The organism is Qipengyuania sp. B-5, assembly GCF_056857815.1.
On sequence record NZ_JBSXNU010000053.1, the window covers coordinates 249,882 to 270,985 of the forward strand.

Here is a 21,104-nt window from a genome sequence, read left to right on the forward strand (position 1 = left end):
TGCTTATCCCTTCATCCGGTTGGCATCGTCGACTGCGATCGTGCCGCGGCCACGGAAGTAGATGACGAGGATCGCAAGTCCGATCGCCGCTTCACCCGCGGCAACGGTCAGTACGAACATGGCAAAGACTTGCCCCACCAGATCGCCGAGGAAGGCACTGAACGCCACGAGGTTGATATTCACCGCCAGCAGAATGAGTTCGATGGCCATCAGGATAACAATGATGTTCTTCCGGTTGAGGAAGATACCGAGAACGCCCAGTACGAACAGGATCGCACTGACGATGACATAGTGTTCGATACCGATCACAGTTCGACCCCCTTACCGACGGTGGGCTGCTTCATTTGCGTCGCTTCATCTGGATTGCGGCGGTTCTGCTTGCCGATATCCTGATGACCGCGCTTGGTCTTGGGCGGTCGGTGCGTCAACACGATCGCACCGATCATCGCGACCAGCAGGATGAGGCCCGCTGCTTCGAACAGGAAAAGGTATTTGGTGTAGAGCAGTGCACCGATCGCGCCCGTATTGCTTTCCAGCATGGCAGGTGCGTCACTCGCCATCGGAGTGCCGAGTTCGATCGCGCCAACCTGATAGGCACCGATGCCCAGCACCAGTTCGGCAAGCAACACCAGAGCGATAACGATACCAAGCGGGAAGTTTCTTACGAACCCAGCGCGCAATTCGGCCACATCGATGTCGAGCATCATGACCACGAAGAGGAACAGCACCGCGACAGCGCCAACATAGACGATGACAAGCAGCATCGCGATGAATTCCGCGCCCACCAGCACCATGAGGCCGGCCGCGTTGAAGAATGCAAGGATGAGCCACAGCACCGAGTGCACGGGATTGCGTGCCGTGATCACCATCACGGCCGATGCAATGACGAGCACCGCAAACATGTAAAAGGCGATAGTCTGTATCATGTTGCCCCGGATTCGGTTGCGGCGCGGTTAGCGGTAGGGTGCGTCGGCTTCAAGGTTCGCGGCGATGGCCCGCTCCCACTTGTCACCATTGGCGAGCAGCTTGGCCTTGTCGTAAAGCAGCTCCTCGCGCGTTTCGGTTGCATATTCGAAGTTCGGACCCTCGACGATCGCATCTACCGGGCAGGCTTCCTGGCAGAAGCCGCAATAGATGCACTTGGTCATGTCGATGTCGTAACGTGTAGTGCGGCGGCTGCCGTCCTCGCGAGGTTCGCTCTCGATGGTAATAGCCAGCGCCGGACACACTGCCTCGCATAGCTTGCAGGCGATGCAGCGTTCCTCGCCATTGGGGTAACGGCGCAGCGCATGCTCACCGCGGAAACGCGGAGACAGCGGGTTCTTCTCGAACGGATAGTTGATCGTCACCTTGGGCTTGAAGAAATACTTCAGCGTGAGGGCATGTGCCTTCACGAATTCCCACAGGGTGAACGATTTTATGAGGTGCGCGACCGTACTCATGCGGCGGCTCCATAGTGGCCGGTGGCCATGAGCCAACCGGAAATGAGAACGACGAACAGCAGGCTGATCGGCAAAAATACCTTCCAACCCAGACGCATGAGCTGATCGTAACGATAACGCGGGACGGTCGCCATGACCCAGCTGAACATGAAGAAGAAGAAGAACGCCTTCAGCAACAGCCAGACGATGCCCGGCACGTAATAAAGCGGGGCCCAATCAATCGGTGGCAGCCATCCGCCAAAGAACAGCAGCGCGTTGAGCATGCACATCAGCAGGATGTTGGCGTATTCGCCCAGCCAGAAGAGGGCGAAGCTCATCGAGCTGTATTCGGTCTGGTAACCCGCGACGAGCTCGCTTTCGGCCTCCGTCAGGTCGAAGGGCACACGCTGCGTTTCCGCGAGGCTGGAGATGAAGAACATGACCCACATCGGGAAGAGCAACAGGTTGAAAACATAGCCGTTGACGATCCCGAAACCGTGCCCCTTCTGCGCCATGACGATCTCGTTCAAGTTGAACGTCCCGGCATAGAGCACCACGCTGACGAGAATGAAGCCGATCGAGACTTCATAGCTGATCATTTGCGCAGCGGCGCGCATGGCGGAAAAGAACGGGTATTTCGAGTTCGACGCCCAACCGGCCATCACCACGCCGTAAACCGACAGTGAACTGATCGCGAGGATGTAGAGGAGGCCGACGTTGATATTGGCCAGCACAGCGGTCGCGCTGAACGGAATCACCGCCCATGCCGCAAGCGCCACCGTGAAGGTGACAATCGGCGCTAGGATGAAGATGCCCTTATTCGCCGCGCTGGGGATGATGGTTTCCTGCAGGAAAACCTTCAGGCCGTCGGCAAAACTCTGCAGCAAACCGAATGGCCCGACTACGTTAGGGCCGCGCCGCAAATTGATCGCCGCCCACACCTTGCGGTCGACATAAATAATCATGGCCACCGCCAGCATCAGCGGCAGCGCGATGAGCAGAATGCCGGAAATGGTGGCGACACCCCACGCCCATTCGTAGCTCATTCCGAGGGATTGGAAGAAATCGGTCATTCCGCAGCCTCCGCCAGTTCGCCGCCATGGAGGAGTTCTGCCGAGCAGCGATGCATCACATCGCTGGCGCGAGCGATCGGGTTGGTGAGGTAGAAATCCTTGATCGGATACGCACTGATCGTACCCTCGGCAGTTGCCTTCTCATCCGCTTTCGGCAGCCCACCAAGATCCGCGAGACCTTCCTCCCCGAGCGCAGGAACTTCAGCAATCATTGCCGACTGCAACTGAGCGAAACTGTCGAAACCGACTTCGACCTTCAGTGCATCCGCCAGCGCGCGCAGAATCGTCCAGTCCTCGCGTGCGTCACCTGGCGCGAAGACGGCCTTTTCGGCAAATTGCACACGGCCTTCGGTGTTGACGTAGGTGCCATCCTTTTCGGCGTAACTCGCGCCCGGCAGGATGATATCCGCCGCATGCGCGCCCTTGTCGCCGTGATGGCCGATATAAATCTTCAGCGCATCGGCGAAGGGTTCGAAATCCATTTCATCCGCACCGAGGCTTATCACCACTTTGGGTTTTGCCTCGACGATATCCTTCATCCCGCCCTTTTGGGCGTAGCCGAGCATGAGACCGCCCATACGCGCAGCAGAGAAGTGCAGCACGTTGAAGCCATTCCAGCCACCACGGACCAACTGGAACTGGTCGGCGAAGCGCAGGCCTGCTCCAAGCGCACCTTGCGCCAGGGCGGCACCACCCATGATGATAGCCGGACGCTCGGCGGAATTGAACACTTCGGCCACTTCATCGGGAAGATCGCCCAGTACCGATAGCTCGTCGCCAAGGAATACCGCCGGATATGTCGTGTCCCAGAAGGGGCCGACGACGAAAACCTTGGCACCGCGTTTCACCGCCTTGCGGAGACGCACGTTCACGAGCGGCGCTTCCCAGCGGATATGGCTGCCCACGATCAGGATGGCATCGGCGGTCTCGATCCCGGCAAAGGTCGAATTGAAATTGACCGCTGCGAGGTTCGATACGTCGTAATCCATCCCCGTCTGACGCCCTTCAAGCAAGGTCGAACCGCACGCCTTGAGCAGCGCCTTGGCGGCGAACATCGTTTCGCAATCGACCATGTCTCCAGCGATCGCGGCTATGTCCTTGCCCGGCTTGGCTTTGGCGATGGCCTTAAACGCCTTGTCCCAACTCGCCTCCTGGAGCTTCCCGCGCCCTTTTCCCGATTTCTGGCGCATGAATACCTTGTCGAGACGGCGACGCGAAAGGCCGTCTATCTGGTAGCGCGCCTTGTCCGAGATCCATTCCTCGTTGACATCGTCGTTGATCCGCGGAAGCGCGCGCATCACTTCGCGCCCACGGCTGTCGAGGCGGATGTTCGCGCCGACGGCATCGGATACGTCGATGCTGAGCGTCTTCTTGAGCTCCCACGGACGTGCCTCGAATGCATAGGGGCGCGAAGTGAGTGCACCGACCGGACACAAGTCGATCACATTGGCAGACAGTTCGTGCTCAGCAGCCTGTTCGAGATAAGTCGTGATTTCCATGTCTTCGCCGCGACCCAGCGCGCCGATTTCGTCAACGCCGGCGATTTCTTCGCTGAAGCGTACGCAACGGGTGCAGTGGATGCAGCGGGTCATGATCGTCTTGATCAGCGGGCCCATATACTTCTCGGTCACGGCTCGCTTGTTCATCGTGTAGCGCGTCGCGCCACGACCATAGGCGATCGACTGGTCCTGCAGATCGCATTCGCCGCCCTGATCGCAGATCGGGCAATCGAGCGGATGATTGATGAGAAGGAACTCCATCACCCCTTCCCGCGCGGTTTTGACCATCGGAGTATCCGTGCGGATTTCCTGCCCGTCCGTTGCGGGCAGCGCGCAGCTTGCCTGCGGCTTGGGCGGTCCGGGCTTTACCTCGACCAGGCACATGCGGCAGTTGCCGGCGATGCTCAGCCGCTCGTGATAGCAGAAGCGCGGAATTTCCTTGCCCGCAAGCTCGCAGGCCTGAAGGACGGTCGCGCCTTCCGGGACTTCGATTTCCTGTCCGTCTACGGTGACTTTAGGCATTCTCAGGAACCTTGAAGTTGGGCCGGAGGCATTGCCGTCAGCAGGCGATAATACGCTTCTGCGATGGCTGCTCTCACGTTTACGGGATTGATTTCGATAGACACGCCTTCGGGAAGGCACGGGCCAAAATCGGTGGCCATCTGCCGGATTGCGGCGATTTCGCCCTTTGTGCCGACCCGCGTTTCGTCCAGAAACTGGTAAGCTGTCTGCGGATGATTGGCCACATAGCAATAGGCGAATTCATGAATGGAGCGGATCTCTTCGGGCGCTTGCGACGGCAAAATCACAGCCTTGCGGATTTCTTCCTCGTCCATCAGGTTCAGCAGCCCTTCCGCCACCGAACCTCGCACATGGTTGCGGAGCATCGATGCACTGACGAAGTTGCCCATGCATCGGTTGGTGTTGCGATGAAAAAGCTCGGAAAAAGCCGCGTCTTCTTCCTTGGATCCCGGTGACGAAGTGATGAAGGTAATCGATTGATGATGTTTCGCATCGGCCAGACAAACGCCAAGGCGGCGGATCATGATCCAGTACTCGGCTTCACTCGCAGTAGTCGGGGCAGAGGAGAAACCTGAAGTTCCGGGCGATAGCTGCGCATATGCAGGCGTGGCGAATGCTAGCCCAAAGGCAAAGAGGAGAAGGAGGCGCTTCATTCCGCAGCCTCCGCGAACTGTGCGTTATGCTCTTCGATCCGCCGCTCGAGTTCCGGGCGGAAATGCCGGATGAGGCCCTGGATCGGCCAGGCGGCAGCGTCACCCAGCGCGCAGATGGTGTGTCCTTCGACCTGTTTGGTGACCTGCTGGAGCATGTCGATTTCCTCGATCGCCGCGTCGCCGGTCCGCAGGCGCTCCATCATACGCCACATCCAGCCCGTACCTTCACGGCAGGGCGTGCATTGGCCACAGGACTCGTGCTTGTAGAAATAGCTGATACGACTGATCGCGCGGACGATGTCGGTCGACTTGTCCATGACGATTACACCCGCCGTACCGAGGCCAGAGCCGAGATCTTTCAACCCGTCGAAGTCCATCGGCGCATCCCAGATCTGCTCTGCCGGGACCAGAGGGACCGAAGAGCCGCCAGGGATCACAGCAAGCAAATTGTCCTTGCCGCCGGTGATGCCGCCGCAATGCTTCTCTATCAGTTCGCTGAATGGAATGGAGAGTGCTTCCTCGACCACGCAGGGCTTGTTCACGTGCCCGCTGATCTGGAACAGCTTGGTACCCTTGTTGTTTTCGCGTCCGAAGCTGGCGAACCAGCTTGCACCGCGACGAAGGATTGTCGGGACGACGGCAATTGATTCTACATTGTTGACTGTAGTCGGACAGCCGTAAAGGCCCGCGCCTGCCGGGAACGGAGGCTTGAGGCGGGGTTGCCCCTTCTTGCCCTCAAGGCTTTCGATCATCGCGGTTTCTTCGCCGCAGATGTAGGCGCCCGCACCGCGGTGCAGGAAAACATCGAAATCGTAACCGGACTTGGCGGCGTTCTTGCCAATCAGGCCTGCATCATATGCCTCGTCGATAGCGGCCTGCAGCGTCTCGGCCTCGCGGATGTATTCCCCGCGAATGTAGATGTAGGCAGCCCTCGCCCGCATGGCGTAACCGGAAACCAGCGCACCTTCGATCAGCTTGTGCGGATCGTGACGAATAATTTCCCTGTCTTTGCAAGAACCTGGCTCGGATTCGTCAGCATTGATGACAAGAAAACTCGGGCGGCCGTCCTTGCTTTCCTTCGGCATGAACGACCATTTCAGGCCGGTCGGGAAGCCAGCACCGCCGCGCCCGCGAAGGCCAGAGGCCTTCACTTCCTCGATGATGTTGTCGTGCCCGCGAGCGATCAGGGCCTTGGTATCGTCCCAGTCGCCACGCTGCTGCGCTGCCTTCAGGCCCCAGTCCTGGAAGCCGTAGAGGTTGGTAAATATACGATCCTTGTCAGCAAGCATCAGAAGCCTCCCCCGAACACGAGGATTGCTGCGACAATCAGGATTGCGAGCAGTGCGACTGTCTTGATGACACCCTTCAGCACTTTCCAGGCAATCACGACCGCAAGGATCGTGAGGATGATCGTGATGATCGAGCTATCCATCACCATTCACTCCGGTAATCGTGATTTTCTTCGGTCATCTTCTCGAGCGAACTTAGCGCATTGGCTGGTTCGCTGGTGTGACGACCGGGCTCCTGCGTGCCAGTCTTCGGTTGTTCGCCCTTCGCCAAGGCATCAAGGATGGAATCAAGACGCTCGGGCGTGAGATCTTCGTAATTGTCGTCATTGATCTGGACCATCGGCGCGGTGGCGCAATTACCCATGCATTCCACTTCGGTGAGGGTCCAGAGGCCGTCGTCGGAAACGCGGCCTTTCTCCATGCCGCGTTTCTTGCAAGTCTCGAACAATCCGTCCGAACCGCGCAGCATGCAGGGCGTCGTGCCGCAGACCTGGACGTGGAATTTGCCCACCGGCTTGAGGTTGTACATAAAATAGAAGGTCGCAACCTCGAGCACGCGGATGACCGGCATATCGAGATAGTCGGCGACATATTCGATTACCGGCAGCGGCAGCCAGCCCTGCGTATCGGTTTCTTCGCCGACCTGTCGCTGGGCAAGATCAAGCAGCGGCATTACCGCCGAGCGCTGGCGCCCTTCGGGATAACGCGCAATCGCCTTGTCCGCCTTCGCGCGGTAGCTTTCGGTGAACTCGAAAGCACCCCAGCGCTCGCGCAGTTCGGGAGTATCGGCTGCGGGGTTACGGTCGGCCATTAGCGGTCGCACTCCCCGAACACGACGTCGATGGCACCAAGGATGGCGGTGGCATCGGGTAGCATGTGACCCTTCGACATGAAATCCATAGCTTGCAGATGGCTGAAGGCCGTCGGACGAATCTTGCAGCGATAGGGTTTGTTCGACCCGTCGCTGACCAGGTAGACGCCGAATTCGCCTTTCGGACTTTCGGTAGCCACGTAAACTTCGCCCGCGGGCACGTGGAAGCCCTCGGTATAGAGCTTGAAGTGGTGGATCAGCGCTTCCATCGACTGCTTCATCTCGGCGCGCTTAGGCGGAGCAACCTTGCGGTCGTCGCTAGCGACCGGCCCTGATGGCATATCGCGTAGGCACTGCTTGATGATCTTCGCGCTTTCGTAAACTTCCTTCACGCGCACCACGAAGCGGTCGTAACAATCCGAATTGGTGCCGACCGGAATGTCGAACTCCATACGGTCGTAAACATCGTAAGGTTGCGACTTGCGCAAGTCCCAAGGAATGCCCGCGGCACGAATCATCGGGCCGGAGAAGCCCCAGGCCACGGCATCATCCTTGCTTACGACAGCGATATCGACGTTACGCTGCTTGAAGATGCGGTTATCGAGCACGAGGCTCATCGCGTCTCCGAAGAGTTCGGGCAGCCGGGTGTCGAGCCATTCGCCGATATCGACGAGCAGCTTTTCGGGTACATCCTGGTGCACTCCGCCGGGGCGGAACCACGCGCTATGCATCCGGGCGCCACTCGCGCGCTCGAAGAAATTCATGCAGTCCTCGCGCAGTTCGAACACCCACAGGTTCGGAGTCATCGCGCCTACGTCCATGACGTGCGCGCCGATGTTGAGCATGTGGTTGCAGATGCGGGTCAGTTCGGCGAACAGGACGCGAAGATACTGCGCTCGCTCGGGCACCTCGACATTGAGCAGCTTTTCGATCGCGAGGACATAGCTGTGCTCCTGGCATAGCGGACTGCAGTAATCGAGCCGGTCGAAATAGGGCAGCGCTTGCAGATAGGTCTTATGCTCGATCAGCTTTTCAGTGCCGCGATGCAACAGGCCGACATGGGGGTCGATCCGCTCGATGATTTCGCCATCCAGTTCCATGACCATGCGCAACACACCGTGCGCTGCGGGATGCTGGGGCCCGAAGTTGATCGTGTAATTGGTGATCGTTTCGTCGCCGGTGGTCGGCGATTCCTCGATGTGCAATGCACTACTCATGCGCAGATCCAGTTGCCGGAATAGTTTTGCGAATTGCCTGCCGCGTCGGTCACGACGACATTGGCCGGGCGGCTCTGGCCCTCGCCAGCAGCCGGCGCAACCTGGATGGAGAAGCCTTCGCCCGTAAATGTTGTACCCGACTTGATGCCAGCCAGACCGCCAGGTCCCGCATCCGTCATGACCAGCGTATCGCCAACGCGGACAACCGCCTTGCCGGGAAGAGTGGGTTCCTTCATTCCGGCTGCAATAATCATTTCCTGATTTCCGACCATGAAGGTGCAACCGCCTTCGCGGGGCCCCAGATTTACCCCACCGATATCGCCAAGGCGCTGAAGCTGGGTAAGGTTCGCGTCAGAAGGAGGTGCGGCCACCGCAACGTTCGGTGCGTTTGGATCGGGCTGCGAGGGATCGAGTTGGGTCCCAGCTTCTTGCTGACCGATACGGTTCGCAAAGTCGTCAGCACTTTCCTGCTCTCCTGCAGGTTCCTGCGAGCAAGCGGCGAGTGCCAAGATCGAAAGCGGCAAGATTACCAAACGCATTACTTGTCACCCTTCTTCTTGACTTGAGATTTGCTCTTCACAGGAGCTTTTTTCCGAGCAGTCTTTTTCTTCAGAGGCTGTGTCGCAGCTGCTGTATCTTTGGCTTTGCCTTTGCGCTTGGCACGATCCGGCTGATCTTCGGTAGGCGCAGGAGCAGGAATGCTCTCGCCCGCGTCCTCTTCGGCCGGGGCTCCTGCGCTGACCTTATCGGTTGCCTTTTCGTCAGTGTCCTTACCCGCTCCGGTATCGGAGGGCTTCTCCGTAACTTTGGGATCATCGACCGGTGATGTACTTGCCTTCTCGTCACCCGGAAGGACGTAATCCGCACCTTCCCATGGGCTCATGAAATCGAACTGGCGGAGATCCTGGGCAAGTTCGACGGGTTCGTAGACAACGCGCTTTTCGTCTTCGGAATAGCGCAGCTCTACATAGCCAGTGAGGGGGAAGTCCTTGCGGAAGGGGTGCCCCTCGAAGCCGTAATCAGTCAGGATGCGGCGCAGGTCGGTATTTCCATCGAACAATACGCCATACATGTCGAACACTTCACGTTCGAGCCAGCCCGCATTCGGCCATAGAGTCGTGACGGTCGGCACCGGCGTATCTTCAGATGCAGTGCACTTGACCATGATGCGGCTGTTCTTCGTCAGGCTCAAGAGCATGTAGACGACCTCGAACCGTTCCGCACGGCCCGGATAGTCGACTCCGGCAATTTCCATCAACTGCTGGTAGTCATGAGCATCACGCAGGATACGCAGGGCATCTTCGACCGAGGCGCGATGCACCGTGAGCAGGAGCTCGCCATGCTCTTCATGAGCCTCGACAAGATGTTCCCCGAGCGCACCCGAAAGCGTGCTGGCCAGCCCGTCGATCTGGGTAAAGCGGGGCGCGGAATGAAGTGTAGCCATCGCCTGTTCCCTCAACGCTCGATCGTACCGACGCGGCGAATCTTCCGCTGCAACTGCATCACTCCATAGAGCAGCGCTTCGGCGGTCGGCGGACAGCCAGGAACATATATGTCGACCGGTACGATCCGGTCGCAGCCGCGCACAACACTGTAGCTATAGTGGTAATAGCCACCGCCATTGGCACAGCTGCCCATCGATATGACGTACTTAGGCTCTGACATCTGGTCATAGACCTTGCGCAGTGCGGGTGCCATCTTGTTGCACAACGTACCGGCAACGATCATCACGTCGCTCTGGCGCGGGGACGCGCGCGGGGCGACGCCGAAACGCTCCATGTCGTAACGCGGCATGTTGACGTGAATCATCTCGACAGCACAGCAGGCGAGGCCGAAGGTCATCCACCACAGCGAGCCGGTGCGGGCCCACTGGAACAGGTCTTCGGTCGAAGTAACAAGGAAGCCCTTGTCATTCACTTCGGTCTGGAGCGCATTGAAATAATCCGCATCGGGCTGGCGCACTTCGCCGGGCCTTGCTGCAGGAGCGAGGGTCTGGGGGGTGTTCATGTCGTTACTCCCACTCCAGCGCGCCGACTTTCCAGGCGTAGGCGAAGCCGACGATCAGTTCGCCGAGGAATACCATCATGGTGATCCAGCCCGGCCAACCGGTCAGGTCGAGGCTGACCGCCCAGGGAAAGAGGAAAGCCGCTTCGAGGTCGAAGATGATGAAGAGGATAGCAACGAGATAGAAACGCACATCAAATTGGCTGCGCGGATCCTCGAATGCGGGAAAGCCGCACTCGTACTCGCTGTACTTCTCCGCCGTTGGCTGGTGCGCCCCGGTCAGGCGCGAGACACCCATCGGCAGGAATACGAACAGGGCTGAAAGTCCCGCCGCTATAAACAGGAAGATCAGGATCGGAAGATATTGTTCGAGGTCGACCACGTATGATTCCGTCTGGGTGATGTTTGCGGGCCCGCCTCTAGGCCTCTCGCCAGAATGGTGCAAGGGCCAGACAGGCAGAGATTCGGGCGATTGTCACCTTGGCGATTGAATGCCTGTTAACATGTTGCCAACATGGCTGAATGAGGGATTCTTGCGAAGGGGGTAATTCCGGATGATCAAACAAGCTGTTTCGGGCGCTGCGCTGGCCGCGTCGCTGCTTCTCGCCGCACCGCTCGCCGCAAAAAACATCACTGCCGATGTCTCCCAGATTGCGGAATTGCTGCACGAAGAAGGCTATCGGGCCACAATCGAGGGAGAAGGTGGCGATCACCATATTATGACCGGCATGGCAGGCTATAATTTCCTGATCCTGCCCTTCGACTGCGAGGAGGATGGTACGGGCTGCAAGTCAGTTCAGTTCTATACCGCGTTCACACCGGAGACGAAGCCGACGCTGGAGGAGATGAATAGCTATGCAGCGGAGAACCGCTTCGGCCGCATCTATCTCGATAAAGACCGCGATCCGGTAATCGAGATGGACGTGGATCTCGAAGCCGGAGGCATGTCGAAGGAGCTCTTCATGGACAACCTTGCCTATTGGGAGGCAATCATGGTTGGCTTCGCCGAATTTGCATATAGCAAGGACGCCGATTGAGCCGGAAGCGCGTCGCTCTATTGTATTTTCAAGGAAACGATGCGGCTGGCCGCGGACGATCCCTATTTCATCATCGTTTTCACCGCCTTCCGGGTTGCAGGCCCATAGGGAGGCTTGAACCCGCCCAGCTTTGCCACGTCGATGCTGGGCTGGGTATAAACGCTTCGCGCATGGCTGAATTCACGGAAACCCTCCACACCGTGGTAACTGCCCATGCCGCTTGCGCCGACGCCGCCGAACGGTAGGTCTTCCATCGAGACGTGGAAGATCACATCGTTGACCGTCACGCCGCCGCTAATAGTCCGGGTGAGCACCTTTTCGCGTTCGCCCTTGTCTTCACCAAAATAGTAGAGACCCAACGGGCGGTCGTTCTCGTTAACATAATCGATCGCCTCGTCGATCTGACGGTAGGTTTTGACCGGCAGGACTGGTCCGAAGATTTCCTCCTGCATTGCCTTCATATCATCGGTCACTCCCTTGAGGATGGTGAGCGGCATCTTGCGCGCATTGCTGGTGCCGAAATCCTCATTGCCAGGATTGACTTCGATCACCTCGGCGCCCTTGTCGCGTGCATCGGCAACCATGTCCTGCAATCTGTCGAAGTGACGGTCGGAAACGAGGCTGGCATAGTCGTCATTCTCGAGCAGGCTCGGGTACATTTTGGCCGTGCCTTGCCACACGCCATGTATCGCCTCGTCCTGCCTGCTTTCGGGGACGTACATGTAATCGGGCGCAAGGCAGATCTGGCCCGCATTCATCATCTTCCCCAAAGCGATCCGCTCGCCCGCCTTGGCGAAATCGGCACTTTCGCCAAGGAAGACAGGGCTCTTGCCGCCGAGTTCCAACGTAACGGGCACGAGGTGCTTCGACGCGGCTTCCATCACCTTGCGACCTGTAGCTGTCGAACCTGTGAAGACCAGATGATCGAAGGGCAATTCGGAGAACGCTGCGGCAACTTCCGGTCCACCGGTGAAGACGGCGCATTCGTCGGGCGTGAAGTATTCCGCGACCAGTTCCTGCATCATCAGGCTGGTCTTGGCAGTGAATTCGCTCGGCTTGATCATCGCCCGATTACCCGCGGCGAAAACCTGCATCAATGGGCCAAAGGTAAGATTGACCGGGAAATTCCATGGGCTGAGAATGCCGATCACACCTTTCGGCTCGTAACGCAGTTCCGCCTTCGCGCCTAATAAACCAAGCGGGAACTGCACGCTGCGTCGCTCGGGCTTCGACCATTTGTCGATATGTTTCAGGCAGTATTTGCCGAAGTTCACCGTGCCCGCGATATCGGTAATCATCGATTGCATCGGAGAGCGGTTGCCGAAATCGCCGCTCATCACCTTGCACAGATCGTCGCCGTGTTCCTTGAGGAGCTTCATCGCGCGCTCTATACGGCTCTTGCGAGCTTCGATCGGTTCGGGGCGCGCTGCGGTGAACACCGCGCGCTGCTTGCGTAGGACGTCTTCCATCTCGAGCTTGCGATCGTCCGCCATCATATTCTCCCCGGGTCTATGTTGCGCTGCAGCAGCACAAGTCCTATCTCGAGTGGCAGATATTCCAGACAACAAGGACCAGCACAAGCATGAGCCAGTTCAGCGCAAACGATCCCGTCGTCATCCTGTCCTACGCACGTACCCCGATGGGCAGCATGCAGGGCGCCCTCTCCGATGCATCCGCGACGGATCTTGGCGCCACGGCGGTAAAGGCTGCGATCGAGCGTTCTGGAGTGCCAGTCGACAAGTTCGACCGCACTTACATGGGCTGCGTTCTTCCGGCCGGTCTCGGTCAGGCCCCTGCCCGCCAGGCTTCGATCAAGGCCGGTCTGCCCAAGTCGGTACAGGCGACCACGGTCAACAAGGTTTGCGGCAGCGGCATGCAGACGGTCATCATGGGTGCAGAGGCGCTCGCCAGCGGGACGATCGACTATGTCGTCGCAGGCGGTATGGAGAGCATGACCAACGCGCCCTACCTCCTGAAGAAGCATCGCAGCGGCGCGCGTATCGGCCATGACACGACCTACGACCACATGTTCCTAGACGGTCTCGAAGACGCTTACGAGGAAGGACGGGCTATGGGTAGTTTCGCCCAACGCACCGCCGACGAATACCAGATGACGCGCGAGGAAATGGACGAGTATTCTATCGAATCTCTGCGTCGGGCAAATGCCGCAATCGAAAGCGGCGCCTTTGCGAGCGAGGTAGTGCCGGTCACCGTTTCGACCCGCAAGGGCGAGGTGACGGTCGACACAGATGAGGCTCCCGGTCGTGGCAATCCCGACAAGATCCCGCAACTGCGCCCGGCTTTTGCCAAGGACGGCACCATCACGGCTGCCACCTCCTCGTCGATCTCGGACGGTGCGGCGGCGGTAGTTCTGACCCGCGAGAGCGTTGCTAAGGATAACGGCCAGCAACCAGTCGCAAGGATCGTGGCCATGTCGGCGCATGCGCAGGAACCGGCGCAATTTACCGTCGCTCCGATCGGCGCAATCCAGAAGGTGCTGGATCAGGCTGGCTGGAAAGCGGACGATGTCGACCTGTGGGAAGTCAACGAAGCCTTCGCCTGTGTCGCCATGTTCGCCATGCGGGACATCGGCATCCCGCATGACAAGATCAACGTAAACGGCGGCGGCACTGCACTCGGCCATCCTATCGGTGCCAGCGGCGCGCGTATCATCGTTACGTTGCTCAACGCGCTCAAGAGCCAGGGTAAGAAGAAGGGCGTGGCAAGCCTGTGCATCGGTGGCGGCGAAGCCACTGCCGTGGCCGTGGAAATCGTCTAGGCTTGGCGCGTAGGACACGGACGTGATTGTCCGCTCTCGCGTAACTCTCTGAAATTCCGAAAGGGGCGGCTTACAGTCGCCCCTTTTTCAATCCGTGCGACTGAAATTTTCAGGGTTCCCCGGCCCCCCAGAGGCTCTCCTGACGAACCCAGCCTTCACGTTCGCCGACAGTGAATTCGCACCAACCGTCATCGCAATCGCCCAGCCTTCCTACCACGCCCGGCTCCAATCGCCACTTCACCTTCGAAGCCTCATCATCATCTTCGTGCATGGCTGCAGGACTTTTCCCGATCACAAGTGCCCCCCGATCCGGATCGAGCAATCGTGCTGCCACCCAGCCACGGGCCCCATCGGGATCCTCGATCAACCGCCATCCTTCCATCACGCGGACCACCTTCACCGGTAGTCCCCTGCGCCGGTAGACCCAATCGATCTTGTAATCGGCGCTCGGCCCGACACGCATGTTGATCTCGTCGGCCCGGAGGCTTGCCCAATATGGAACTTCGCGATCCTGTGCTTGGGCCAATGTGGCCAACATAAGTGCCGACAGGGCAAGAATTAAACGAACTATCATGCCCTCCCCCAATACCGGGAGCCTCACTCGCTCACAAGCATTGCTTGACCCTTCCAATGCGGAAAGCGTAGCGAGTTGGATTGCATGGTAACGACATCGACATCCGCATCCGATCCCGAGAAACGTCTCAACCGGAAACCGCGTGTCGTGGTGACCCGGCGCCTCGGACCATCCGTCGAGGACCGCATGAGCGAATTGTTCGACGTGCGCACCAATGCGTCCGATATGCCGCTGACCCGTGACCAATTGCTGGAAGCGATGCAGGATTGCGACGTACTTGTGCCAACCGTTACCGACCGCATCGACGGGGAGATGATTTCGCAGGCTGGCGAGAATCTAGGCCTGATCGCCAATTTCGGTGCCGGTACGGAGCATATCGATCTGGACGCCGCCGCAAGGGCGAAGATCATGGTAACGAATACCCCGGGCGTCTTTACCGACGATACGGCCGATCTGACTATGGCCGGTATCATCGGTGTGCCGCGCAGAATCCGTGAAGGCGTGCAACTGATCCGCAGCGGCGAATGGACCGGATGGGCGCCTACCGCCATGCTTGGCCGCAAGCTCGGCGGTAAGACCCTGGGAATCGTGGGCATGGGGCGGATTGGTCAGGCGGTTGCGCACAGGGCACGGGCGTTCGGGCTCGAAATTGCCTATCATAACCGCAAGCGCCTGCCCGAGGCGATCGAACGCATGTTCGCTGCAAGCTGGGTCGAAGATCTCGATGATCTCGTCGCGCAGGCGGATATCCTTACGCTGCACTGTCCGGCCACCCCCGGAAACCATCACCTGATCGACGAACGACGTCTATCTCTGATGAAACAAGGTGCGAGCCTCATCAACACTGCGCGCGGCGACCTGGTCGACCAGGAAGCGCTTATCACGGCGCTCGAAAGCGGCCATCTCGCCGGAGCCGGACTGGATGTGTATCCGGACGAGCCGAATGTCGACGAACGCTTGATCCGGCATCCGAATGTGATGACCCTCCCCCATATCGGGAGCGCTACTCGTGAAGGCCGGGAGGATTCGGGGCACAAGGTCATCGCGAACATTCGTATGTGGGCCGATGGACACCGACCACCGGACCAGGTGCTTAGCGGTCTCGGCTGACGGCTCTTGTCCCCCGCGCGCCATGCTGTAAGCGATTGCCGTCATGGATGAATTCGCCTCGAAAATCGAAGCACTCGAGCATTTGTGGATGCGAAGCTGGGTGCAGCGTGATCGCAACCAGATGAAAGCTTTGGCCGCGCGGGATTTCATTTTCCTGTTGGGCTCAAGAAGTCCCGCGATCCTCGACCGCGCGAGCTGGCTGGAAGCAGCGACCACGCGTTTTCGCTGTTCTGGTTATCGCTTTGACGAAGTCTACGTCCGCCGCCACGGACCCACTGCGGTTTTCGCGACCCGCATGACGCTCGACGCAACCATGGGCGATCATGAATGGTCGGGCGAAACCTGGCTGATGGACTTGTGGCAGAAATCGAAGGTCAGGCGCAAATGGCGGATCGTCGAGCGTACTTTATCCCGGCCAGATACGGACGAAAAAATGCCCGATGCTATCAGATCGATGCAATTGTGGCGTTAAACCCAGCCTTAGTTTGAGCTCGCTCCGTGTCCGAGGCCAGCGCCGCTCACAGATTGTCGTGTTGCGGCATGCCCAGAACGTGGAAGCCGCCATCCACGCGGATAATCTCGCCGGTGGTGCAGGCTCCAGCGTCCGAACAAAGGTAGACTGCCGTGCCGCCCACCGCCTCCAACGTGGCGTTGGCGCGTAGCGGCGCGTTGGCCTCGGTATGCTTGAAGGTTTTGCGCGCACCGCCGATGGCCGAGCCGGCCAGCGTTTTCATCGGCCCGGGGCTGATCGCGTTGACGCGAATGCCTTCAGGCCCAAGGTCGTTGGCCAGATAACGTACCGCCGATTCAAGCGCCGCCTTGGCCACGCCCATCACATTGTAATTCGGCGCTACGCGGTTGGAGCCCATGTAGCTCAGTGTCAGCACCGTGCCGCCATGTTCCACCATCATCGGATGGGCGCGGCGGGAGATTTCGATTAGGCTGTAGGCGGAAATATCCAGGGAATTCCTGAAATTCGCCCGCGAGGTGTCGAGAATACGGCCCGTCAGTTCCGACTTATCGGAATAGGCGATGGCGTGGATCACGAAATCCAGCCTACCCCATCGATCCTGCAAGGCACCGAAAGCAGCGTCGAGCGAGGCATCGTCGGTGACATTCACATCGAGCAGGAAATCCGAACCAACACTCTTGGCAAGCGGTTCCACCCGCTTCTGGAACGCGTCGCCCTGATAGGAAAAAGCGAGCTCAGCGCCTGCGTCGGAACAAGCCTTGGCGATCCCCCAGGCGATTGACCGATCATTGGCCACACCCATCACAAGACCGCGTTTTCCTGCCAGAACGCCCATTTTCAATCTACCTTAACTATAGGGATCACAACCTTGATTCACCCGTGAAATTTCGACAGCAGCATTGAACCATTAGTGCCGCCAAATCCGAAGGAATTGGTCATCACCGTATCGAGTCCGGCATCCGCGACCATCTCGGTCGCGATTTCTTTCGGTTTCAGTGCCGGATCGAGTGTTTCGACATTGATCGAAGGAATGATGAAGTCATGCTCCAGTGCCAGCAGGCAGTAGATCGCCTCCTGTGCGCCAGTAGCCCCCTGGCTGTGTCCGGTCATAGACTTGGTCGAACTAACCGGCGGGATCGCACCTTCGCCAAATACCCGGCGCACCGCCTCTATCTCGCCTACATCGCCCACGGGCGTCGAGGTGCCATGCGCGTTGATATAGCTCACCTTGCGATCCTCGCCGAGCGTGCGAAGCGCGCCGCGCATGGCACGCTCCCCGCCCTCGCCCGAAGGAGCAACCATGTCAGCCCCGTCCGACGTAGCGCCGAAGCCGGTAACTTCGGCGTAGATTTTCGCGCCGCGTGCCTGAGCATGCTCGAGGCTTTCCAGAACCACAATGGCGCCGCCACCGCTGATCACGAAGCCATCCCTGTCCGCATCGAAAGCGCGCGAGGCACGTTCTGGCGTGTCATTATATTTGCTCGACATCGCACCCATGGCATCGAACAGGCACGACAGCGTCCAGTCCAGTTCTTCGCCACCGCCGCCGAACATCACGTCCTGGTTACCCATCGCAATCTGCTGTGCCGCCATGCCGATGCAATGCAGCGAGGTGGAACAGGCCGAAGTAATGGAAAAGTTCATGCCCTTGATCTGATAGGCCGTGGCAAGGTTGGCGCTCACGGTGGAGGACATGCACTTGGGCACAGCAAACGGTCCGATGCGCTTGGTCGCGCCGGTCTTCAGCACCGTCTGGTGGGCCGCAAGCATGGCCGAGGTGGAGGGGCCGCCCGATCCGGCGATAAGGCCGGTCATCGGGTTGATGACGTCCTTTTCCTCCAGCCCGGCATCGGCAATGGCCTGCCCCATGGCAATATGGGCGTAGGCCGCACCGGGCCCCATGAAGCGCAGGGTGCGCTTGTCCACATGCTCGGAAACGTCGAGGTCGACCGCCCCAGCAATCTGCGAGCGGAAGCCATGTTCGGCCATTTCTTCGTTGAAGGTAATGCCGGATTTGCCCGTTTTCAGCGCGGCCAGCACTTCGGCGGCATTATTGCCAATCGAGGAGACGATCCCCAGACCGGTTACGACGACTCGACGCATGTTATCCTCTCACGCCTCTGACAAGGCGACTTTCATATCTTTGACTTGATAGATGACTTCGCCATCGGCCTCTACACGGCCGTCGGCCACACCCATCGTTAAGCGACGGGTTTGAATCGCCTTGGTGAAATCCACGTAATAAGTGAGCATCTTGCGATCGGGCCGCACCATGCCCGTCAGCTTGACCTCACCGACACCGAGCGCATAGCCGCGCCCTTCCCAGCCACGCCAGCCCAGGTTGAAACCGGTAAGCTGCCACAGCCCATCCAGGCCAAGACAGCCGGGCATGATCGGATTGCCGGGGAAATGGCATTCGAAGAACCACAGGTCCGGTTTGATGTCGAATTCCGCGACCACATGGCCCTTGCCATGGGGGCCGCCATCGCCGGAAATATCGGTAATCCGGTCCATCATCAGCATCGGCGGCTCGGGCAATTGTGCGTTGCCAGGACCGAATAACTCGCCCCGCGCGCACTTCAGCAGATCGTCACGGTCAAAACTGGTCGGGAAATTTGCCATCCCAGACGGTACTCCTCACCTTTGCGTACTATTTGAGGCTGCGCCTAGCACCCCGTCCTGACACTGAAAAGGGCGCAGGAAATTTCGTTTGATTGGCAGTGCCTGAGTTGGCGAAAGAGGCTTTCGAGCAGGGTATGTCAGGTGTTGGGACAAGCAGTGATCGCTTCAGGGTCGGGACGCGTTTCGGCGCGTTCGAAGCGTGCGAAATACCCGTTAAGATCGGGGCGCTCGACGAACTCCACGAGCTTGAATCCCACCTGTTCGAACTCGCAAAACAGCAGCTTCGGCGCAATGCCGTGCTGATCGGTAGGTCGATCGATATCGACCACAATGACCTGCCCTTCGCTTCGCAAGGCAGGCCACATGCGCCAGAGGAACTCGTAAGGCTGGCCGATCTCGTGATACATGTGGACCATGAAGATGCGGTCGAAGCTGTTGTCGGGCAGTTTAGGATCAGCAAGTTCGCCACGGCGGATCGAGACATTGTCCAGCCTGTAGCGTTCGACGCGGCGGCCGAGGCGGTCCAGAGCCCTCTGGTCGATATCCTGCGCAAGCACGCGACCGTCGGCACCGACCCGGTCGGCCAGGCGAACAGTATAGTAGCCGTTGCCCGCACCGATATCAGCCACGGTCATTCCTGGTGTGATTTCGGCAAGGTCCATGACTGTCTGGGCCTCTCCGCGGCTGTCGCGCTGATCCTCGGTAGAAAACTGGTTGGATCCAATCTCCGACACTGGCCGATCAGGTTCGGGAAACAGCGGTTCGTCTTCCGGCTGCTCCACACACGCCGACGCCAGCAGCGAAGCAAGAAACAGGAACGGCGCACGCCGCGTCACTCGGTATCCTCCACCTCGATCTTCTCGCCTGTCACGCGCTGGGCGAGCGCAGCCGAAATGAACGGGTCGAGCGCGCCATCGAGCACATCGTCGGGAGTGGGCGACTGTACTCCGGTCCGCAGGTCCTTGACCATCTGATAGGGCTGAAGAACATAGCTGCGGATCTGGTGCCCCCACCCAATCTCGCTCTTCTCCTGATACTCGCCCGATGCCGCAGCCTCGCGCTCTGCCATCTCGCGCTCGAATAGCCGCGCCTTGAGCATGTTCATGGCCGTAGCCTTGTTTTTGTGCTGGCTGCGGTCGTTCTGGCTCGCGACGACGATACCGGTAGGCTGGTGCGTTATGCGCACGGCAGAATCGGTCGTGTTGACGTGCTGTCCGCCTGCGCCGGACGCGCGGTAGGTATCGATCTTGAGGTCGGAAGGATTGATCTCGATATCGATATCGTCGTCGATCACAGGATAGACCCAGACCGAACTGAAGCTGGTGTGACGACGGGCAGAACTGTCATATGGGCTGATGCGGACGAGGCGGTGCACGCCGCTTTCGGTCTTTGCATAGCCATAGGCATTCTCTCCCTTGAGAAGCAGAGTCGCGCTTTTGATCCCGGCCTGATCGCCGGCCTGGTATTCGACCGTCTCTACCTTGAAACCGCGACGCTCTGCCCAGCGGCCATACATCCGGAAGAGCATCTCCGCCCAGTCCTGACTCTCGGTACCACCGGCCCCGGCGTGGATTTCGATGTAGGTGTCATTCCCATCGGCTTCTCCGGAAAGCAAGGCCTGCACCTTGTCTCGATCGGCACGATCGGCAAGCGCTGCCAGGCTCGTGAGGCCGTCCTTGACCACCTCATCGTCGCCTTCGGCGTCACCCATTTCGACGAATTCGATCGCATCGCCCATTTCGCTCTCGATTTCGCGGACGGTATTGATCGCGGTTTCGAGACGTTTTTGCTCTTGGGTGATGGCCTGGGCCTGCTTCGGATCATCCCAAAGGGTGGGATCCTGTACACGTGCGTCTAGCTCGTCCAGGCGACGAAGTGCACGCTCCCAATCCAGCGACTGGCGTACGAGAGCAAGTGCAGCTTCGATACGGTCGATATAGGCCTGCCCTTCGGCACGCATAATTCAATTCCTCAAACGATTAGTCCGCCCACCTAGCGCTCGGACGACGATTGTAAAGTTA

General features: G+C 59.0%; 25 protein-coding genes. 4 read left to right on the forward strand and 21 right to left on the reverse strand.

Going from position 1 to position 21,104, the window contains the following annotated elements:
- Positions 1–3: 3 nt before the first annotated feature.
- From nuoK to ndhC, 14 genes are read right to left on the reverse strand one after another with little or no spacing between them, the layout of a single operon-like run.
- Positions 4–309 carry an NADH-quinone oxidoreductase subunit NuoK gene (nuoK, locus tag AC13CE_RS13475; protein ID WP_221539957.1) on the reverse strand — a complete coding sequence of 102 codons (306 nt, stop codon included), beginning with the start codon at positions 307–309 and terminating at the stop codon, positions 4–6.
- Complete coding sequence (locus AC13CE_RS13480; protein ID WP_221539954.1) at positions 306–926, reverse strand: NADH-quinone oxidoreductase subunit J; 621 nt, start codon at positions 924–926, stop codon at positions 306–308. Before AC13CE_RS13480 ends, nuoK begins: the two co-directional genes overlap by 4 nt.
- Positions 927–953: 27 nt before the next feature.
- On the reverse strand, positions 954–1,442 hold the full coding sequence (gene nuoI, locus AC13CE_RS13485; RefSeq protein ID WP_221539952.1) for an NADH-quinone oxidoreductase subunit NuoI: 489 nt from the start codon (positions 1,440–1,442) through the stop codon (positions 954–956).
- Entirely contained in the window at positions 1,439–2,494 is a 1,056-nt protein-coding gene (nuoH, locus tag AC13CE_RS13490) for an NADH-quinone oxidoreductase subunit NuoH (RefSeq protein WP_482972672.1), read from the reverse strand. Before nuoH ends, nuoI begins: the two co-directional genes overlap by 4 nt.
- Positions 2,491–4,515, reverse strand: coding sequence for an NADH-quinone oxidoreductase subunit NuoG (nuoG, locus tag AC13CE_RS13495; protein ID WP_482972673.1), 2,025 nt, complete (start codon positions 4,513–4,515; stop codon positions 2,491–2,493). Before nuoG ends, nuoH begins: the two co-directional genes overlap by 4 nt.
- A 2-nt stretch (positions 4,516–4,517) precedes the next feature.
- A complete protein-coding gene (locus AC13CE_RS13500) occupies positions 4,518–5,168 on the reverse strand; it encodes a hypothetical protein (RefSeq protein WP_221539945.1) in 651 nt (216 codons plus the stop codon).
- Positions 5,165–6,457, reverse strand: a complete 1,293-nt coding sequence (gene nuoF, locus AC13CE_RS13505) for an NADH-quinone oxidoreductase subunit NuoF (RefSeq protein ID WP_221539943.1) — start codon at positions 6,455–6,457, stop codon at positions 5,165–5,167. The genes AC13CE_RS13500 and nuoF overlap by 4 nt, the downstream gene beginning before the upstream one ends.
- The gene (locus AC13CE_RS13510) at positions 6,457–6,600 is read right to left on the reverse strand and encodes a hypothetical protein (RefSeq protein ID WP_482972674.1); all 144 of its coding nucleotides are present in this window, start codon (positions 6,598–6,600) and stop codon (positions 6,457–6,459) included. Before AC13CE_RS13510 ends, nuoF begins: the two co-directional genes overlap by 1 nt.
- Positions 6,600–7,268 carry a complex I 24 kDa subunit family protein gene (locus tag AC13CE_RS13515; protein WP_473820415.1) on the reverse strand — a complete coding sequence of 223 codons (669 nt, stop codon included), beginning with the start codon at positions 7,266–7,268 and terminating at the stop codon, positions 6,600–6,602. Before AC13CE_RS13515 ends, AC13CE_RS13510 begins: the two co-directional genes overlap by 1 nt.
- A complete protein-coding gene (locus AC13CE_RS13520; RefSeq protein ID WP_221539937.1) occupies positions 7,268–8,485 on the reverse strand; it encodes an NADH-quinone oxidoreductase subunit D in 1,218 nt (405 codons plus the stop codon). The genes AC13CE_RS13515 and AC13CE_RS13520 overlap by 1 nt, the downstream gene beginning before the upstream one ends.
- Positions 8,482–9,024 (reverse strand): hypothetical protein, encoded by a 543-nt coding sequence (locus tag AC13CE_RS13525; protein WP_482972675.1) that lies wholly within the window; start codon positions 9,022–9,024, stop codon positions 8,482–8,484. The genes AC13CE_RS13520 and AC13CE_RS13525 overlap by 4 nt, the downstream gene beginning before the upstream one ends.
- Entirely contained in the window at positions 9,024–9,929 is a 906-nt protein-coding gene (locus AC13CE_RS13530; protein ID WP_482972676.1) for an NADH-quinone oxidoreductase subunit C, read from the reverse strand. Before AC13CE_RS13530 ends, AC13CE_RS13525 begins: the two co-directional genes overlap by 1 nt.
- Positions 9,930–9,940: 11 nt before the next feature.
- Positions 9,941–10,492 (reverse strand): NuoB/complex I 20 kDa subunit family protein, encoded by a 552-nt coding sequence (locus AC13CE_RS13535; RefSeq protein WP_473820418.1) that lies wholly within the window; start codon positions 10,490–10,492, stop codon positions 9,941–9,943.
- Between the two features lie 4 nt (positions 10,493–10,496).
- A complete protein-coding gene (ndhC, locus tag AC13CE_RS13540) occupies positions 10,497–10,871 on the reverse strand; it encodes an NADH-quinone oxidoreductase subunit A (RefSeq protein WP_221539930.1) in 375 nt (124 codons plus the stop codon).
- Positions 10,872–11,043: 172 nt separating this feature from the next.
- On the opposite strand from ndhC, the gene AC13CE_RS13545 reads away from it, so the two are divergent.
- Entirely contained in the window at positions 11,044–11,526 is a 483-nt protein-coding gene (locus tag AC13CE_RS13545; RefSeq protein ID WP_221539928.1) for a YbjN domain-containing protein, read from the forward strand.
- Between the two features lie 62 nt (positions 11,527–11,588).
- Here AC13CE_RS13545 and AC13CE_RS13550 read toward each other — a convergent pair whose 3' ends face one another.
- Positions 11,589–13,019, reverse strand: coding sequence for a coniferyl aldehyde dehydrogenase (locus tag AC13CE_RS13550; protein ID WP_482972688.1), 1,431 nt, complete (start codon positions 13,017–13,019; stop codon positions 11,589–11,591).
- A gap of 89 nt (positions 13,020–13,108) precedes the next feature.
- Here AC13CE_RS13550 and AC13CE_RS13555 point away from each other — a divergent pair, with 89 nt between their 5' ends.
- The gene (locus AC13CE_RS13555) at positions 13,109–14,305 is read left to right on the forward strand and encodes a thiolase family protein (RefSeq protein WP_482972677.1); all 1,197 of its coding nucleotides are present in this window, start codon (positions 13,109–13,111) and stop codon (positions 14,303–14,305) included.
- 109 nt (positions 14,306–14,414) lie between these two features.
- Here the strand turns inward: AC13CE_RS13555 and AC13CE_RS13560 are convergent, their stop codons facing one another.
- On the reverse strand, positions 14,415–14,879 hold the full coding sequence (locus tag AC13CE_RS13560; RefSeq protein ID WP_482972678.1) for an SH3 domain-containing protein: 465 nt from the start codon (positions 14,877–14,879) through the stop codon (positions 14,415–14,417).
- Between the two features lie 84 nt (positions 14,880–14,963).
- On the opposite strand from AC13CE_RS13560, the gene AC13CE_RS13565 reads away from it, so the two are divergent.
- Positions 14,964–15,989: a 2-hydroxyacid dehydrogenase gene (locus tag AC13CE_RS13565; RefSeq protein ID WP_482972679.1), complete on the forward strand. Its 1,026-nt coding sequence runs from the start codon at positions 14,964–14,966 to the stop codon at positions 15,987–15,989.
- 43 nt (positions 15,990–16,032) lie between these two features.
- Positions 16,033–16,461, forward strand: a complete 429-nt coding sequence (locus tag AC13CE_RS13570) for a nuclear transport factor 2 family protein (RefSeq protein WP_221539924.1) — start codon at positions 16,033–16,035, stop codon at positions 16,459–16,461.
- A 46-nt stretch (positions 16,462–16,507) separates the two neighbouring features.
- On the opposite strand, the gene AC13CE_RS13575 is transcribed toward AC13CE_RS13570, so the two are convergent.
- The 5 genes from AC13CE_RS13575 to prfB all read right to left on the reverse strand — a co-directional run bounded on the left by AC13CE_RS13575 (position 16,508) and on the right by prfB (position 21,043).
- Positions 16,508–17,296 carry an enoyl-ACP reductase FabI gene (locus AC13CE_RS13575; protein WP_247710428.1) on the reverse strand — a complete coding sequence of 263 codons (789 nt, stop codon included), beginning with the start codon at positions 17,294–17,296 and terminating at the stop codon, positions 16,508–16,510.
- 38 nt (positions 17,297–17,334) lie between these two features.
- Positions 17,335–18,564 carry a beta-ketoacyl synthase N-terminal-like domain-containing protein gene (locus tag AC13CE_RS13580; protein WP_482972680.1) on the reverse strand — a complete coding sequence of 410 codons (1,230 nt, stop codon included), beginning with the start codon at positions 18,562–18,564 and terminating at the stop codon, positions 17,335–17,337.
- 9 nt (positions 18,565–18,573) lie between these two features.
- Entirely contained in the window at positions 18,574–19,083 is a 510-nt protein-coding gene (gene fabA, locus AC13CE_RS13585; protein WP_221539922.1) for a bifunctional 3-hydroxydecanoyl-ACP dehydratase/trans-2-decenoyl-ACP isomerase, read from the reverse strand.
- Positions 19,084–19,220: 137 nt separating this feature from the next.
- Positions 19,221–19,919, reverse strand: a complete 699-nt coding sequence (locus AC13CE_RS13590) for a class I SAM-dependent methyltransferase (protein ID WP_473822372.1) — start codon at positions 19,917–19,919, stop codon at positions 19,221–19,223.
- Positions 19,916–21,043, reverse strand: coding sequence for a peptide chain release factor 2 (gene prfB / locus AC13CE_RS13595; protein ID WP_473822371.1), 1,128 nt, complete (start codon positions 21,041–21,043; stop codon positions 19,916–19,918). The genes AC13CE_RS13590 and prfB overlap by 4 nt, the downstream gene beginning before the upstream one ends.
- Positions 21,044–21,104 lie beyond the last annotated feature (61 nt).

Coding starts and splice junctions, on each gene's coding strand:
- nuoF (WP_221539943.1), bottom strand. CDS start 6,457: ATGCTTGCTGACAAGGATCGTATATTTACCAACCTCTACGGCTTCCAG.
- AC13CE_RS13500 (WP_221539945.1), bottom strand. CDS start 5,168: ATGAAGCGCCTCCTTCTCCTCTTTGCCTTTGGGCTAGCATTCGCCACG.
- prfB (WP_473822371.1), bottom strand. CDS start 21,043: ATGCGTGCCGAAGGGCAGGCCTATATCGACCGTATCGAAGCTGCACTT.
- AC13CE_RS13580 (WP_482972680.1), bottom strand. CDS start 18,564: ATGCGTCGAGTCGTCGTAACCGGTCTGGGGATCGTCTCCTCGATTGGC.
- AC13CE_RS13530 (WP_482972676.1), bottom strand. CDS start 9,929: ATGGCTACACTTCATTCCGCGCCCCGCTTTACCCAGATCGACGGGCTG.
- AC13CE_RS13480 (WP_221539954.1), bottom strand. CDS start 926: ATGATACAGACTATCGCCTTTTACATGTTTGCGGTGCTCGTCATTGCA.
- AC13CE_RS13565 (WP_482972679.1), top strand. CDS start 14,964: ATGGTAACGACATCGACATCCGCATCCGATCCCGAGAAACGTCTCAAC.
- AC13CE_RS13570 (WP_221539924.1), top strand. CDS start 16,033: ATGGATGAATTCGCCTCGAAAATCGAAGCACTCGAGCATTTGTGGATG.
- AC13CE_RS13525 (WP_482972675.1), bottom strand. CDS start 9,024: ATGCGTTTGGTAATCTTGCCGCTTTCGATCTTGGCACTCGCCGCTTGC.
- AC13CE_RS13550 (WP_482972688.1), bottom strand. CDS start 13,019: ATGGCGGACGATCGCAAGCTCGAGATGGAAGACGTCCTACGCAAGCAG.
- AC13CE_RS13515 (WP_473820415.1), bottom strand. CDS start 7,268: ATGGCCGACCGTAACCCCGCAGCCGATACTCCCGAACTGCGCGAGCGC.
- AC13CE_RS13555 (WP_482972677.1), top strand. CDS start 13,109: ATGAGCCAGTTCAGCGCAAACGATCCCGTCGTCATCCTGTCCTACGCA.
- AC13CE_RS13520 (WP_221539937.1), bottom strand. CDS start 8,485: ATGAGTAGTGCATTGCACATCGAGGAATCGCCGACCACCGGCGACGAA.
- AC13CE_RS13560 (WP_482972678.1), bottom strand. CDS start 14,879: ATGATAGTTCGTTTAATTCTTGCCCTGTCGGCACTTATGTTGGCCACA.
- AC13CE_RS13545 (WP_221539928.1), top strand. CDS start 11,044: ATGATCAAACAAGCTGTTTCGGGCGCTGCGCTGGCCGCGTCGCTGCTT.
- nuoI (WP_221539952.1), bottom strand. CDS start 1,442: ATGAGTACGGTCGCGCACCTCATAAAATCGTTCACCCTGTGGGAATTC.
- nuoH (WP_482972672.1), bottom strand. CDS start 2,494: ATGACCGATTTCTTCCAATCCCTCGGAATGAGCTACGAATGGGCGTGG.
- AC13CE_RS13535 (WP_473820418.1), bottom strand. CDS start 10,492: ATGAACACCCCCCAGACCCTCGCTCCTGCAGCAAGGCCCGGCGAAGTG.
- nuoG (WP_482972673.1), bottom strand. CDS start 4,515: ATGCCTAAAGTCACCGTAGACGGACAGGAAATCGAAGTCCCGGAAGGC.
- AC13CE_RS13510 (WP_482972674.1), bottom strand. CDS start 6,600: ATGGATAGCTCGATCATCACGATCATCCTCACGATCCTTGCGGTCGTG.
- fabA (WP_221539922.1), bottom strand. CDS start 19,083: ATGGCAAATTTCCCGACCAGTTTTGACCGTGACGATCTGCTGAAGTGC.
- AC13CE_RS13575 (WP_247710428.1), bottom strand. CDS start 17,296: ATGGGCGTTCTGGCAGGAAAACGCGGTCTTGTGATGGGTGTGGCCAAT.